The 14853-nt window shown below is 72.1% G+C and carries 15 protein-coding genes; 1 reads left to right on the forward strand and 14 read right to left on the reverse strand.

Annotated elements, in window-relative coordinates; genetic code table 11:
* Positions 1-63 precede the first annotated feature (63 nt).
* From FRCN3DRAFT_RS0225470 to FRCN3DRAFT_RS46235, 12 genes are all read right to left on the reverse strand, one after another.
* Positions 64-1146, reverse strand: a complete 1083-nt coding sequence (locus tag FRCN3DRAFT_RS0225470) for a uroporphyrinogen decarboxylase/cobalamine-independent methonine synthase family protein (RefSeq protein WP_007516057.1) — start codon at positions 1144-1146, stop codon at positions 64-66.
* A complete protein-coding gene (locus tag FRCN3DRAFT_RS0225475; RefSeq protein ID WP_007516058.1) occupies positions 1139-1603 on the reverse strand; it encodes a GlcG/HbpS family heme-binding protein in 465 nt (154 codons plus the stop codon). Before FRCN3DRAFT_RS0225475 ends, FRCN3DRAFT_RS0225470 begins: the two co-directional genes overlap by 8 nt.
* The gene (locus FRCN3DRAFT_RS0225480) at positions 1600-2415 is read right to left on the reverse strand and encodes an alpha/beta fold hydrolase (protein ID WP_007516059.1); all 816 of its coding nucleotides are present in this window, start codon (positions 2413-2415) and stop codon (positions 1600-1602) included. The genes FRCN3DRAFT_RS0225475 and FRCN3DRAFT_RS0225480 overlap by 4 nt, the downstream gene beginning before the upstream one ends.
* A gap of 1 nt (position 2416) precedes the next feature.
* Positions 2417-2932 (reverse strand): VOC family protein, encoded by a 516-nt coding sequence (locus tag FRCN3DRAFT_RS46230; RefSeq protein ID WP_007516060.1) that lies wholly within the window; start codon positions 2930-2932, stop codon positions 2417-2419.
* A gap of 70 nt (positions 2933-3002) precedes the next feature.
* The gene (locus tag FRCN3DRAFT_RS0225490; RefSeq protein ID WP_027140926.1) at positions 3003-3788 is read right to left on the reverse strand and encodes a fumarylacetoacetate hydrolase family protein; all 786 of its coding nucleotides are present in this window, start codon (positions 3786-3788) and stop codon (positions 3003-3005) included.
* A gap of 71 nt (positions 3789-3859) precedes the next feature.
* The gene (locus FRCN3DRAFT_RS0225495; RefSeq protein WP_007516062.1) at positions 3860-5362 is read right to left on the reverse strand and encodes an NAD-dependent succinate-semialdehyde dehydrogenase; all 1503 of its coding nucleotides are present in this window, start codon (positions 5360-5362) and stop codon (positions 3860-3862) included.
* Complete coding sequence (locus tag FRCN3DRAFT_RS0225500) at positions 5359-6285, reverse strand: VOC family protein (RefSeq protein WP_007516063.1); 927 nt, start codon at positions 6283-6285, stop codon at positions 5359-5361. The genes FRCN3DRAFT_RS0225495 and FRCN3DRAFT_RS0225500 overlap by 4 nt, the downstream gene beginning before the upstream one ends.
* Positions 6286-6417: 132 nt before the next feature.
* Positions 6418-7323, reverse strand: a complete 906-nt coding sequence (locus FRCN3DRAFT_RS0225505; protein WP_007516064.1) for a LysR family transcriptional regulator — start codon at positions 7321-7323, stop codon at positions 6418-6420.
* A gap of 157 nt (positions 7324-7480) precedes the next feature.
* Positions 7481-9349: a sugar ABC transporter ATP-binding protein gene (locus FRCN3DRAFT_RS0225510; RefSeq protein ID WP_007516065.1), complete on the reverse strand. Its 1869-nt coding sequence runs from the start codon at positions 9347-9349 to the stop codon at positions 7481-7483.
* 3 nt (positions 9350-9352) lie between these two features.
* Entirely contained in the window at positions 9353-10552 is a 1200-nt protein-coding gene (locus FRCN3DRAFT_RS0225515) for a sugar ABC transporter substrate-binding protein (protein ID WP_007516066.1), read from the reverse strand.
* Positions 10553-10607: 55 nt separating this feature from the next.
* Positions 10608-11744: an ABC transporter permease gene (locus FRCN3DRAFT_RS0225520; RefSeq protein WP_007516067.1), complete on the reverse strand. Its 1137-nt coding sequence runs from the start codon at positions 11742-11744 to the stop codon at positions 10608-10610.
* Positions 11741-12388: a carboxymuconolactone decarboxylase family protein gene (locus FRCN3DRAFT_RS46235; protein WP_007516068.1), complete on the reverse strand. Its 648-nt coding sequence runs from the start codon at positions 12386-12388 to the stop codon at positions 11741-11743. The genes FRCN3DRAFT_RS0225520 and FRCN3DRAFT_RS46235 overlap by 4 nt, the downstream gene beginning before the upstream one ends.
* 221 nt (positions 12389-12609) lie before the next feature.
* Between FRCN3DRAFT_RS46235 and FRCN3DRAFT_RS0225530 the strand changes: the two genes are divergently transcribed.
* Complete coding sequence (locus tag FRCN3DRAFT_RS0225530) at positions 12610-13017, forward strand: cupin domain-containing protein (RefSeq protein ID WP_007516069.1); 408 nt, start codon at positions 12610-12612, stop codon at positions 13015-13017.
* A gap of 96 nt (positions 13018-13113) precedes the next feature.
* Here the strand turns inward: FRCN3DRAFT_RS0225530 and FRCN3DRAFT_RS0225535 are convergent, their stop codons facing one another.
* A complete protein-coding gene (locus FRCN3DRAFT_RS0225535) occupies positions 13114-14166 on the reverse strand; it encodes an Ldh family oxidoreductase (protein ID WP_007516070.1) in 1053 nt (350 codons plus the stop codon).
* Between the two features lie 88 nt (positions 14167-14254).
* A partial coding sequence (locus tag FRCN3DRAFT_RS50730; protein WP_007516071.1) for a thiamine pyrophosphate-dependent enzyme occupies positions 14255-14853 on the reverse strand: 599 nt, incomplete at its 5' end.

Raw genomic sequence — 14853 nt, forward strand, 5'->3', positions numbered from 1 at the left:
TGTCGAAAGACACAGACAGCCTGGTAGCAGCCATGATCCGTGATTCGTTCAGGCCGCCGGCCCCTACAGCTCGTTGCCCCAGAGGTAACGGGCGACCATCTCGACACGCTGCAGCTTGTCGTGCTGGGCGGTCTCGTCGAGTTCGGCGGCGGCCGCGTGGAAACCGCCGTTCGTCGAGATCGCGATGTTGTCGACGTCGATGATCTCGGCCGCGGCGTCGATCCGGCCGACCAGTTCGTCGACGTCCTCCAGCGCCGGGTCGCTCACGTCCACGACACCGAGGGACATCACGAGGCCGACCGGCAGCTCGCCGAGCGGGAACCGCGCGGCGGCGTCACGAGGGAACTCGACGCACAGCCGGCCGAACGGCGACCGGCCAAGGAAGTCGGCCACCGCCGCGGCGTCACAGGGGCCGCCGGCCGCGCCCGCGGTCGTGATGTCCAGGCCGACGCGGAACTCCTGCGGCGCCTCCAGGCCAGCGAGCACCTGCCCGTCGGCGGCGAGCATCCGCTCGATCACCGCGTCCGGGTCCAAGCCCAACTCGACGGCCCGGGCGCGGCCCCGCGCGGTGAGCAGGAAGCCGTACGCCGGGTTGGTGAGCAGCACGTAGCGGACGCCGTCCGCCGCGACCGCGGTGATCTCATCGCGCAGGATCCGCGCGAGCCGCTCCCCCGCCTCCGACGACGCGTCCGCGGTCGCGGTCGCCCCGCCCGCCTCCGCGGCCAGCTCCGCGACGTAGCCGGGTGAGGGAAGGGCCACCAGGACGGGCCGTTGCATCGCCGAGAGCATGAAGTCGGTCTCGTGCTTGACCAGCCGGCCGCGCTCGGCCGGCGCCTCGACGAGCGTCCTGATCTCCGGGGCGTGCCGTTCGCCGACCAGCTGGGCCAGCGGGCCGCCGGCCGCGCCGGCGGGGCCGAAGCCGGCCACACCGTCATAGACGACGGACAGGTGGTTGCGTCGGCGGTACTCGCCGTCGGACAGCGCCGCCAGCCCCAGGCGACGCTGCGTGCGCAGCGCCCGGCTGACCGCCGCGTCCTCGGCGGCCCGCAGATCGACGTCGCCACCCACGGCACGCGCCTCGACGATCTCCGGCGGCGTCAGCAGGCTCGCGTGGTGGTCGATGTGATACTTGAAGTCGTCAGCCACGGCCAGCCTCCTTCTTCGCGCCGGCCCACGCGGCGAAGTCGAGCTCGAAGCCAGCCGACTTGACAATCTGCTCGCAGATCCGCTGGTCCTCGTCGGGGCTACCGCCGGAGATCCCGACACCCCCGAGAATCTCGCCGGCACGCTTGAGGGTGATGCCACCCTTGGTGGCGATGATCGGCTGGTGGCCCATCCGGCCGACCTGGGCGAAGAACACCGGGTCAGAGTCACGCCAGCCCTCCAGCATCTCGGTCGGCCGCTGCATGACGGCCGCCGAGTAGGCCTTCGCGAGGGCGATGCTCGGCGTCATCGGCCGGGCGCCATCCATCCGCTCGACGAGCACGACGAAACCGCCGTAGTCGACGACAGCGACGCTGATCGCCTTACCGAGGTCGAGCGCGAGCGCCCGGGCCTCGTCAACGAGGGCGCGCGCCTCGGCGAGGGTCGGAGAAGAGGTCATGCGGACACTCCAGAGCTCGACAGCGCGCCCGACAGCTCGGCGCCGTACACGGAGGTGAGGAATCGGTCGAGGGCGGCGTTGAACAACTCCGGGGCCTCCCAGTACATCGAGTGCGGCGCGGCGGGAACGATGTCGATCGTCGCGCCCGGAAGCAGCGCGGCCGCGGCCCGGACCGTGTCCGGGCGCAGCACCGCGTCGTTCTCGCCAGCGAGCAGACAGATCGGGATGCCCGAGGCGACGACCTCCGCGGCGGTCGGGCCGTCGGTGTTGAGATTGCGCAGGTCGGCCATCTTCGCCGTGTTGAAGGTGCCCATCTGCTGGAAGAGGAACGTGCGCGCCGGGTCAGCGGCCCGGAAACGCGGGCTGAGCAGCCGGTCGAGCACCGGCAGCTTCTCGGCCTCGGCCCGATCGGCAAGTACCCGGGCGGCCAGGTCCGGATGGTCGATGCCGCCGAGCGAATGGGCGAGCACGACGCCGGCGGCGCGCGCCGGGTCGCGCAGCGCCGCCTTCAACGCCGCGGCGGCGCCGATCGACTGGCCGACCAGCACGGCCCGGGAGATGTCGGCCGCGTCGAGGACGGCGGCGATGTCGTCGGGAAAGATCCGGCTGTCGTACTCGGCCATCGCCGAGTCGGACCGGCCGAAGCCGCGCAGGTCCAGCGTCACCACGGTGAACCGGTCGCGCAGGTGCGGGACCTGCTGCCACCAGGCGGCATGGTGGCCACCGGAACCGTGCACGAACAGGACCGCCGGCCCGGCACCGTGTGTCTCGTAGTAGATCCGGGCGCCGTCCACCGAGGTCGCGTAGGGCACGTCAGCCTCCCTGGCCATTCGCGGCGGACGATCCCGCCGCGCCACCCGCACCCGCGGCACCCGGGCTGCCCGAGCCGCCTGGACCACCCGCGCCGGGCCTGCCCGCGCCCGGGCCGCCGGGCGCTCCGGGGCCGCCAGCGCCCGGGCCACCTGGCCGGTTGCCGTGGTAGACGACCTCGATCATGGTGTGGTCGGGGTCGTGGATGTAGCAGAACTTGGAGTTGTTCTCCGGCCGCTCGATCGGGCGGGTGTGGCGCACGCCCAGCTCGCGCAGGTGCGCGAGGAAGCCGTCCCAGTCCTCCACTTCCATGGCGAAGTGGTAGGGCGACATGCGGTCCATCTCCTCGACCGGGGTGAAGTGCAGGTCGAAGTTGCCTCGGGTCATCAGGACGACCTTGGTGTTGCTCTTCGGGGTGACGGCTTTGAGGCCGAAGACCTTGGAGTACCACTCCCTGGTCCGCTCGGGGTCGGTGGTCGGGAAGTTGACGTGGTGGATATAGGCGGGACGGCTGCTCATGACCACTCTCCTGGATTTCCGTTCGCCAGGTTCTCCTGCACTGCTTCTCCTGCGCCGCACATCTCCGGTGCTACATTTCCTGGACAACCGGGTTGGAAAGGGTGCCGATCCCGGTGATGGTCACGTCGAGAGTTTTACCCACCGGCATCTCCACGACGGCGTCGGTGCCCATCCAGAGCACGTCGCCGGGTGACAGCGTGATATATCGGGAGATCTCCACGATGTAGTCGTACGGGTCGAAGACCATGCCGCCGGTGGCGAACTCGGCGGCCGTCGCCGCACCGACGGCGACGAGCGTGCGCGAACCCATCGGGTCGACATCGGTCTCGATCCACGGGCCCATCGGCTTGAAGGTGTCGCTGTTCTTTGCCCGCCACAGGGTCCGGTCGGCGTGCTGCCAGTCGCGGGCGCTGACGTCGTTGCCGATCGTCCAGCCGAAGACCGCGTCCCGCGCCTGCGCCCGGGTGCACCGGCGCACCGGCCGGCCGATGACCGCGACCAGTTCGCCCTCGGCCTCGAACCGGCCGGCGCAGTCCGCGGGCTTGACGACGGTGGCGCCGTGGCCGACGAGGGCGCTGTTGGCCCGGTAGCCGACCTCCGGCCGCTCCGGGACGGCGGCGCCCGCCATCCCGTGCTCGCGCGCGTGCCGGATGTGGGCGGTGTAGTTCAGACCGACGGCGAAGAACGTGTTCGGAACGACCGGCGGCAGCAACTCCACCTCGGCGAGCGGGCGGCGCTCGCGCTCGGCGCGCGGCCGGTACTCGCCGAACGGGCCGCCGTCGACGGGCCGGATCGTCTCGTCGTCCTCGACGATCCCGAACCGCGCCGCGCCACCGCCGCCGACGCGCCCGGTCAACTCGTCTCGACCGCCGATGGCGCGGCCGGGGACACCTGGGGCGGCGAGGTCTCGGAACCGGCACCAGCGCATCAGATCTGCATCCGGTGCGAGACCCGCTTGGTGACCAGGTAGCCCTCCAGACCCTCCGAGCCGCCCTCGCGGCCGTGACCGCTCTCCTTGAGGCCGCCCGAGGGCGCCTGCGGCACCGAGCCGCCGACATGGTTGATCGACAGGATGCCCGCCTCGAACGCGCCGGTCAGCTTCGCCGCGACGTCCGCGCGGTGCGTGAAGCCATAAGCGGCCAGGCCGTACGGCAGCGCGTTGGCCCGCCCGATCGCCTCGTCCAGGTCGGCGAACGTCATGATCGGCGCTACCGGGCCGAACGGCTCGTCGCGCAGCATCACCGCGTCCTCCGGCACGTCCACGAGCACCGTCGGCGGGTAGAAGAACCCGGCCCCGTCCGGCACCTCGCCGCCGGTGAGCACCCGCGCTCCGCGCGCTCGCGCGTCCTCGACCAGCGCGTGTACGGCCGCGCGTCGCCGCGGGTTGGCGAGCGGGCCCATCTGGACGCCGGGTTCCAGCCCGTTCCCCACCCTGACGGCCTCGGCGGCCTCGACGAACGCGTCCACGAACGCGTCGTGGTGGCTCTCGTGGACGTAGAACCGGCTCGGCGACGTGCAGACCTGGCCCGCGTTGACGAACTTCCCGCGCACGCAGGATCTCGCCGCCTCGACCGGGTCGACGTCCGCGCAGACGATCACCGGGGCGTGCCCGCCCAGCTCCATGATCGTCGGCTTCATCACGGCCGCGGCGAGGCCCGCCAGGTGCTTGCCGACCGGGATCGACCCGGTGAACGCCACGAACCGGATCACCGGCGAGGCGATCAGCCGCTCGGAGACCTCGCTCGGCACCCCGAACACCAGGTTGAGCACACCGGCCGGCAGGCCGGCCTCTTCGAAGGCCCTTACCAGGAGGTTCGCGGTCCCCGGCGTCTCCTCGGAGGCCTTGATGACGATGGAGCAGCCGGCCGCGAGCGCCGCCGCGATCTTGCGCATCGGGCCGCCGGCGGGGAAGTTCCACGGGGTGAACGCCGCCACCGGGCCGACGGGCGCGCGGGTGACAGTGAGCGTCTCCCCTGGCCCGGTCGGGATGATCCGGCCGTAGGCGCGCCGGCCCTCCTCGGCGTCCCAGTCCAGCAGCGTGGCGACGCGCGTCACCTCGCCGGTGGCCTCGCCGTACGGCTTGCCCTCCTCCTGGGTCATCACCCGGCCGATCTCGCCGGCCCGAGCGCGCAGCAGGTCGGCCGCCCGACGCAGGATCGCGGTGCGCCGCTCGACCGGCAGGTGCCGCCACAGCGCGAAACCCCGCTCGGCGGCGGCGGTCGCCGCGTCCAGGTCGGTTGCCTCGGCCAGCGGTACCTGGCCGAGCACCTCGCCGGTCGCCGGGTTCAGCACCGGCTCGCGCCGGCTCCCACTCCCCTGCGTCCACCGGCCGTCGATGTACATCGCCGACTCGGGATAGCTGGCACTGGCAGTCGCGTTGGCCGGTGAGCCGGCATCCGCCGGCGCTGGCGGGATCGTCTGTGTGCTCATTCGTCACCGTCCCGGTTGGTCAGCAGGGTCCAGAGGTGGTGTGGCGGGGTGGTCTCGTGGACGCGGGCCGGGTAGGAGGCGTCGACGCGGTCCATGTCGGCGGCGTACTCGACGCGGCCGCCGCACGGGGCGTGAACGAACCGGAAGACGTTCGAACCGACGGTGTGCCGGCCGAGGCGGCGGGCCTCCCGCCAGCCCTTGGCGATCATCTGGTTGCCGCCGAGGATCACCTCGTCGAAGCCGGCGACCTCGTAGGCGGTGTGGTTCACGCCGGCCCGGTCCGGGCGGTGGCACAACAGCAGGGTGTGCTGGTCCTGGTCGCCATCGGCCCGCAGGAACGTGCCCATGGGCAGGACGTCGTCGGTGATCCGGAAACCGAGCCGGTCGACGTAGAAGGCGACCGCCTCGGCGCGGCCCTTCTTCGGGATGTTCCAGGCGACGTGGCAGATCCGCAACGGCTGGACCGCGCCGTCGGGCGGCGGCAGCGGCGCGTTCCAGCGGCGCAGCGCGCCGGGCCGGTTGACCGCCGCCGCCGGCACGTCCACCGGGACGACGGCGGCGACGGCGAGGCCGAGGCCGAAGCCGGCCTCATCGTGGGTGTGCGCGACGCCCCGCGCGTCGACGGCCACGGTCCGGTCCTTGCGGAGGTTCTCGACCAGCCGGTCGAGCGCCGCCTGGTCGTCGACACCCCAGACGAGCTCGCGCAGCGTCGACCCCGGTTCCACGGCCGGTGGAAGGGCCATGTCGTCGCGGCGGCGCAGCTCCACGACCTGGTTCGTCCGTGTCGTGAGTACCACGCATTCGTCGGAGCCGTCGGAGCCGTCGGCGGCCTCCGCGGTAAGACCAAAATCCTCGAAGAACCGGCGACAGGTCGCCACGTCGTCCACTCCGTAGACGGCCCGCTCGATACGAAGGATCGTCACCGGTCAGGCACTCCAATCTCGACACGCGTCGTGCGTCGACACGCATTCGGACGAGGCGACACTATGGCCGCCGTGAACGACGGATCAACGCCTGGCCCTGGGTTTTGGCGAACTCTAAAGATGCGGAAACGGTCAGGTCGCGGTCATCGGGTTGCGGGTGAACCAGGTGGTGATGTAGTCGAGGAAGACCCGGACGCGGCGCAGCGTGTGCGCCCCCGGCGAGTGCACCGCGTACAGCGAGCGGGCCGGCCCGCGGTGGTCCGGCAGCGCACGCTCCAGCAGACCCGCGTCCAGATCCGCCGCGACCGTCCGGATCGGCATGAGCGCGAGCCCCCGACCGCGCACCGCGGCCTTGCGCAGCGTCAGGTAGCTGTTCGACGAGTACACCGCCGTCAGCACCTTCGAATGCACCTCCCGGCCGTTCCCGTGCAGGTGCCAGATGGGGTCGTTCAGGTGCACGAGACAGTCGTGGTCGGCGAGCTGCGCCGGCTCCGTCAGCGGCGGCCGCCCGGCCAGGTACTCCGGCGACGCGCACAGCACGTAGTCGATGTCGGCGAGCTTGCGGATGAGCATCGTCGAGTCGCGCAGGTCGCGGGTGTGGAACGCGACGTCGTATCCCTGGTCCAGGAAGTCGAACGCCCGATCCGACATCCCGCCGACCTCGAACCGCACGTGGATCTTCGGATGGTCGACCGCGAAGTCGGCGATCGCCTCCCCGAGGTCCAGGTTCCCGATCCACTTCGGACAGATCACCGCCAGCGGGCCTTCCGCGCGTTCCCGCATGCCGCGCAGCGCGGCGTCCTCCGCGTCGAGGTCGTGCAGCATCCGGTCCGCGAAGTCGTAGTACCTGCGCCCGGCCGCCGTCAGCGTCACCGCCCGGGCGGTCCGGTTCACCAGCCGGATGTCGAGCTGGCGTTCCAGCTCTGCGACGTGTCGGGACACCAGCGAGCCGGACAAGCCGAGCCTGCGCGCGGCCCGGCTGAAGCTGCCCTCCTCGCCGACCTGGACGAAGCTGCGCATGACGGTGATCCGGTCCACGGTCCCCGTCCTTCCTGGTCTGAGCCTGACGCGTGGAGCGGACCGGCTGGCGCGGCCGCACCGTCGCCACCGCCGGGTACCGGAAGATCAGCACCGGCCGGTCCGCTGGAGGAGCGCCATCGGTCCTGGTCAGCACGGCGGCGCCGTGCGCTGGAAACTACTCCGGCGCGCTCCCGTCCGTCGCCCCTCCCACGGACTCGGCGACGCCGAAACGGGTCGGCGAGCGCAGGGCACGACGGTCGCCGGTGCTGAAGGTCGCGGCGACGATCGCGTCCGGCTCGAGATCGCCGGTCAGCTCCTCGGCGACCCGGCCGTCCCGGAAGACGAGTACCCGGTCGCACAGCAGCGCCAGCTCGTGCTCGTCGCTGCCGGCCACCAGTACAGCGGCGCCGCGCGCGGCCGCCTCCCGGATCGTGCTGATGATGGCGTGCCGGGCACCGACGTCGACGGCCTGGGTCGGCTCGTGCAGCACCAGCAGCCGCGGCCGCACCGCCAGCCACTTCGCCAGCAGCACCTTCTGCTGGTTGCCACCGGAGAGCTTCCCGGCCGCCAGCTCCGGCGCCGGCGGGCGCACGTCGACGGCGTTGATCCAGTGCTTCACGAGCGCCCGCTCGGCGTCCCGATCCACCGGCATCAGCCCGCCGCGCGGCCGGCGCGGCTCCTCGTGGCGGTACCAGTCCCGCTCCCCGCCCGGGTCGCGTCGCCCGCGCCGCCGCGAGCCCGCGGGGCTCCCACCGCCGCGGCCGCCAGTCCGTCCGATGACCGCCTCCGGCCGGTCGTCACCCACCGCCACCGTCACCCGAGGCAGCACGACGTTCTCGCCGACGGTCAGCTCGAGCGCGAGCCCGGCGTGCTCGCGCGCCTCCGGCACGAGCGCCACCCCCGCGGCGATCGCCGACCGGCTGTCGAGGGACGTCAGGTCCAGCGACGCCCCGGCGATGGTGAGCCGGCCCGCGCCGGCCCGGCGCGCTCCCGTCACCAGGTAGGGCAGCTCGTCGTACCCGCTCGCCGTCAGCCCGGTCACGCCCACGACCTCGCCCGGTTCCAGCCGCAGCGACACGTCCCGCGCAACCGCGCCGGACACCCCCACCAGTTCGATCACCGCCGCCGCCGGCTCGGCGGCCACCGCCGGCTCGGCCGACGACGCCGCCGCCGGTTCCGCGGCATCCCTCGCCGGCGCGGGCGCGGTGGCCGGGTTGGGCGAGGTCCGGGACGGGCCCGGAAGGGACGTGAGAGCGCGGCCGAGAACGAGGCGAGCCAGGTCGGTCGCGCGCAGGTCCCGTGTGGGCAGGCCGGATTCGGCGGCCACGCCGTCGCGCAGCACGGTGACCCGGTCCGCGGCCTCGAGGACCTCCTCCAACCGGTGGGTGATCATCAGGACGGCCGTGCCGGTCGCGACCACCTCGTCGAGGATGCCGTAGAAGTGCTCGAGCGCCTCCCGGCCGAGCGAACGGGTCGACTCGTCGAAGATGATCATTCCGCGGCCGCGGTGCGCGTCCTGCAGCGCCCGGGCGATCGCGACCGTCGCCTTGGCCTCCTCGGGCAGCGAGGCGACCGGGACGTGCAGCGGCAGCGGCCGGCCGAGGCGTTCGAGGACCGCGAGCGCCGCCGCCCGCTCCTCGCGCCAGCGGATCCGCCGGGAGAACCGGCCGGCACGGAACCGCCCGACCCGCAGGTTCTCCACGACGCTCGCCTCCCCGACGAGGCCGAGGCTCTGGTGGACGACGGCGACCCCGGCGGCACGCGCCTGGCGCGGCCGGACCGGCAGGCGCAGCTCGACGCCGTCGACCAGCACCCGCCCGCCCGGGTCGGGCGCGTGATAGCCGGTCAGAACCTTGGCCAGTGTCGACTTGCCCGAGCCGTTCTGGCCGACGAGGGCGTGGATCTCGCCTGGTCGCAGGTCGAGGCCGACTTCGCGCAGCGCCCGGTACCGGCCAAAGGTCTTCGAGACGTTCTCGACGCTCAGCCGGGGCGGGTCGCCCGCCTCGGCCGAGTCGGGACGGGTGGTCTGCGGGGAGGGCTGCATGGGTCAGCTCAGTCCCCACAGCGCCTTGAACTGCACCGGGAAGCTGGTCGGGCCGTACCACTCGCCGGAGGCCTCGCCGTCGGCGGTCAGTTTCAGCCCGGAGACGTTGTCACGGGTGAACAGCCGCACGACCGAGTCGTACGCGGGCAGCGGCTTGTCGAGCATCAGCCGCAGCACCGCGTCGGCGTCCACCCAGCCCTGGAAGGTCGACGCCTGACCGGCGTCCACGTGTAGGAAGTTCTTCGACGCGAGCATCTGCAGGCCGGCGAGCTGCGCCGAGCCGGACGCGCCCTTCACCGACGTGAGTTTTCCGGCCTGTTGGACGCCGCCGAGCGTCGGCTGCAGGTACTGGTCGAACTCCGACAGGACGTAGTTCACGCCCGGGGTGCGCAGGATCGCGGAGCTCGTGGACGGGGCGATCAGCGGGAAGTTCGCCGACGAGATCGAGTTCACCGTCACCTTGCAGCCGGGGCAGTGGTCGGAGAACTCGTCCCTGGCGGCCTGGACGTAGGCCTGCGACGACGGCGAGTCGGTGCTGCCGTTGATGAGGACGTTCGCCTTGCCGCCGGAGTCGACGATGATCCAGTCGGCGACGGCCTTGAGCTGGGCGGTGCCGCCGCCCTCGACGTAGCCGAGGGTCTTGCTGACGGGGTGGGCCGGGTCGGCGATCTGGTTGGTGATGAGGACCGGGATGTTCTTCGCCTGCGCGGCGCCGAGGGCGTTGGCGGCCAGCGCGTACGGAATCGCGTCGGTGACGATCGCGCCGGCGTTCGCGCCGACGGCCTGGTTGACGCAGGCGGTGATCTGCGTCGGGTTGGCGCCGCCGTTGCAGATCTGCAGCGAGATCCCGACCGCGTCCAGGGCGCTCGCCAGCGCGTCTCCGATGATCTTGAACTGCGAGGACTGCTGGGTGACCGGGACGTAGTAGACGGTCTTGCCTTTCAGGCCGGCGACGCCGTCAAGCTTGGTGGTCGGCACCGGAATGCGGGCGATGGGCTCGAGCAGCTTGTCGACGGTGGCGGTCAGCGTGTCGTCGCTCGCCGAGGCACTCGCGGCACCGGTGGCCGAGGTGCCCGCGCCGTCGTCGTCCGAGCCAGAGGAGCCGCAGGCGGCAAGGACGACCGCGGTCGCTAACGCGGCGGCGGCCGCGACACCGTAGCGGGATAACGGTAGGCGGTCGGGGCGTCCCAGAGATGTCCGCATCGTCGGAGAACCTTTCGGGAGTGGTACGCCAGATTCGGGAGTGGCTCGGGCGGGGTCAGCCGGAACGCTGGTGCAGAAGGGTGGAGATCGTCACGGCGACCACCAGGACACCGCCGTAGAAGACGTTGGAGACCCAGCCGGCCACGCCCATCAGCTGCAGGCCGAGGATGCCGGTGGCGAGGAAGTAGACGGCGATGAGCGTCCCCAGCGGGTTGAACCGGCCGGGCTGCAGGATCGCGGTGCCGAGGAACGTGGAGGCGAACACCGGCAGCAGGTAGCTCTGCGAGACGGTCGGGTCGAAGCCGCCGGTCGCGGCGGTGGCGAGCACCCCGCCGACGCCGCTGATCAGGCCGGCCGCGACGAACGCGCCGAAGCGGATCCCGTTCACCCGGACCCCGGCGAGCCGGCTGACCTCGCGGTTCGCCGAGACGAAACGCATGTTCCGCCCCAGCGGGGTGGCCAGGTGGACGTAGGCGAACGCCAGCATGAGGGCGACGCCCTCGTAGAAGCTGACCGGCAGGCCGCCGACGTCGAGCAACGAGATCTTCGAGAAGTCGCTGGACAGACCGCTCACCGGCGTCAGGTTGCTGACCCACAACGCGACGCCGAGCAGCAGCGTCCCCATGCCGAGCGTCACGACGATCGTGTTCACGCCGAGGCGCACGATCAGGGCGCCGTTGACCGCCCCCACGACGGTCGCGACGACGATCGCGACCAGGCTCGCGAGCCAGACGTTCCAGCCATGCTGGACGGTCAGCACTGGCACGAGGATCGCGGCGAGGCCGAAGACCGACGGCACCGACAGGTCGACGAACTCCCCGATGCAGATCGTGCACAGCAGCGCCGCGGTCAGGAACACCAGTGCCTGCTGGCTTCCGAAGATCGTCTGAAAGGTGCCGGTCGTCAGGAACCTGTCCGGCTCGGTCAGGCCGTAGACGCCGATCAGTAGCAGCCAGACGCCGACGACCGCGAACCGGGCTCCCTGGTACCCCCAGGAGTGCCCATGCCCATGCCCATGCCCGGGATGGCGCCCCCGGCCCTGGGCCCGCCCGGGCCAGGGGCCGGCGCCAGAACGCCCGCGCCCGGCCGAGTCGGCGTCCACGGGAGCCGAGCCCGCGGGGTCGGCTCCCGTGCCCGTGGCCGGGAGCCCGGTGCCCCGAGGCGTTCCCTGCTCAGGGGCCGCGGTGGTCACGGCGTCTCCGACCGCTGTGGGCCGACCAGCTCCGGCTCACGTCCGGCCTCGGCGGCGGAGCCGGGGTCGAGGCCGGGGGCCGGGCCGATCTTGGCGTAGCCACGGACGTCCGGGAACGGCGGGGTGCGGTTCGCCTGCAGGTCGACCTGGAAGGTATTGAGCAGCATGGCCAGCATCGAGAAGTTGCCGAGGCAGCCGATGAGGTCCACCAAGCCCTGCTCGCCGAACGCGGCGAGCCCGGCGGCGAACGTCTCGTCGCTGACGAAGTGCCACTCGAGGATCTCGGTGGCGAACTGGTGGAGCAGTTGCTCGTCGGCGGCCGGGAACTGGGGGTCCTCGCGGCGCGCGAGCCGTTCCAGCCCCTCGCGTGACACACCCACCTCGACCGCCTTGTCGACATGGGCGTTCCACGAGTACTGGGCGTCGAAGTGGCGCGCGGCGATCAGCAGGGAGAGTTCTCGCAGCCGTGGTGAAAGCGCGGACTCGAACCGGCAGTAGGCACCGAGCGCCTCTACCCGCTCACATAGCTCGGGGCTGCGCAGCCAGACCAGGAAAGGGCCGCGCGTGCCGCCGCGCCGGGCGGTGATCCGCTCACTGATCTCCGCCTGCCGCGGGGTCATTTCCTGAATAGGTCCCAAGCGCACCTGCATCCTCCTTCAGATGATCTTGACAAGAGTTCCCATAAGGGTTCCCAAACGGCTCGGAGCTGTCCAGGGGAATCTCGCCGAGCTGGTTCCCGTCGGCGAAACATTAGGCTTCGGGTTGTGCGCTCGCGGCCCCTCACCTGCGCCTTCTACGGTCGATGGCGGCCCGCGCGTCGAAGCAAGGACTCACCGAGCCGACGCCGGATCTGGGAGGAGCCCCGGTGACCATCATCAAGGCGAGCCAGGTGGAACGGCTCGACCGCGGTGGGAGCGTCCGCACGCTGCCGCTCATCACCCGCGCCAGCGCGACCGAGCAGATCACCCTCACCTCCGGAATCAGTACCTATCCCGTGGGGACCGGAGCGCCGCTGCACACCCACAACTGCGTGGAGCACGTGACGCTGCTGTCCGGCGACGCCGAGGTCGAGATCGACGGGAAGACGACCCGCCTCGAGCCGTTCGACACCACCTACGTCGAGGCCGGCATCCCGCATCTGTTCCGCAATGTCGGCCAGGTTCCGATGACGATCCTGTGGGTCTACGACTCGGCCTACGTCACCCGCACGTTCGTCGCCACCGGCCGCACCGTCGAGCATCTGTCCGACCACGACCGGATGGTCGCCGACTGAGTTCTCCCGACCGCCGGGAAACCGGCCGGGAAAACCGGCCGGGCAGGGCGGCCGGCCTGGCCGCGGGAATCGGGCGACCGGTTCCCGCGGCCGGGTTCACAGGCCCTCGGGGACCGGGGCGCCGAGCGCCCGCGCCTGCCCGACCAGCTTGGCGACCAGGCCCGGCGCCAGCGGCACCCCGTTCGTGAGCCGCTCGGTGAACGTCCGCGCCCCCCGCTCGCCGGGGACCAGCAGCTCCCGGTCCGGGTCGCTCGCCGGCAGCGCCTTGATCGCGTCGACGGTCTCGTCGACGATCCCGCGGAACCGCTCGACCGGGACGAACGCCGAGATGTCGACCGCTACCAGGACCGCGTTCTGCCTGTGCCGGCGGCCCTCCGGCGTCCCCGAGTGGTAGGACGACACGATCGGGTTGGCCGCGAGGCCGCTCGCGAGCAGTTCGAAGACCAGCGACATCCCGGCGCCCTTCGCCCCGCCGACCGGCAGCGGCACCGCGGCCTCGGCCGGGTCGGTCGTCGGCCGGCCGTCCTTCGTCAGTGCCGCCCCTTCGGGCAGTGGCGTCCCGGACGCCTTGTGCTGGGCGATCCGGCCGAGCGCGATCACGGCGGTCGCCATGTCCAGCAGCACGGTCGGGTGCCGGCCCGCCGGGATGGCCACCGACAGCGGGCTCGTCGCCACCCCGGCGCCGGTGGAGCCGGGGTAGGCCATGTTCGGCACGCCGGCGACGATCCCGAGACCGGCCATGCCGTAACTCGCGGCGCGCTCGGTGTAGTAGCCGATCGCGCCGGTGTGGACCGTGCCGCGCACGGTCACCCAGGCGACGCCGGTCGAGCGGGCCATGCTGACGGCCTGGTCCATCGCCAGCGAGAGCGCGACCGGGCCGGGCGCGGCGTCCGCGTCGACGACGGCCACCGCCGAGCGCAGCTCGTCGACGGCGATGGTGGGCGTCGGGTTCGCCTCGCCCTTCTCGAACAGTTCCAGGTAGCGGGGCACTCGGGAGACGCCGTGCGAGTCGACGCCGCGCAGGTTCGCCCAGACGAGGACGTCGGCGACGGTGTCGGCGTGCTCCCGGCTGGTGCCGGCGGCCACGAAGATGTCGCTGACCAGCGTGCGCAGCGTCTTGTCCGGCACGAGGGTGCGGGGGGCTGCCATGAACGCTCCAGACGGGTAGACAGGAAACTTCCAGGTAACGGGCGGTAACGGACGCGGGCCCGCCCGCGGGCATCGCGGGTCGCGGCGGTTATCGGGTGAGGCGGACGTCTACCAGCGCGGTCGTGCCCGAGCGGACGGACGCCAGGGCGCGCGCGAGCGTCGGGCGCAGGTCCGCCGGGTCGGTGACGGTCGCGCCGAACATGCCGAAGGGGCCGACCAGGGCCGCGAGTTCGGGTGCGTCGGGCAGGTTGACGCCGCGGAAGTCGTTCTCGGTGACGGCGGCGCCGTCCGGGTAGAAGCGCAGGTGGTTGAGCTTCATCGACCGGTACTGCCCGTTGTTGAAGACGACGACCAGGATCGGCAGGCCGAGGCCGCGCGCGGCCGCGAACGACTGGATGATCGGGTTGTAGAGCAGCGAGCCGTCGCCGACCGTCAGCGCCACCTCTCGGTCCGGGTCGGCGAGCTTCACACCGAGCGCCACACCCAGCCCCTGGCCGAGCCCGCCCTGCACGTAGCTGTAGCGCAGCGGCTCCTCGGCGCGCAGGTGCTCGGCGACGACCCGGCTGTGGGTGATCGTCTCGTCGACGACCGCGGCCCGCCCGTCGAGCAGCTCGCGCAGCGCCGCCGCGACGTCCGCCGCGGCCAGCCCGCCGCCCGAGTCGGCCGCGCCACCGGCACCGGCCGGGC

This window comes from Pseudofrankia saprophytica (assembly GCF_000235425.2).
GTDB lineage: Bacteria > Actinomycetota > Actinomycetes > Frankiales > Frankiaceae > Pseudofrankia > Pseudofrankia saprophytica.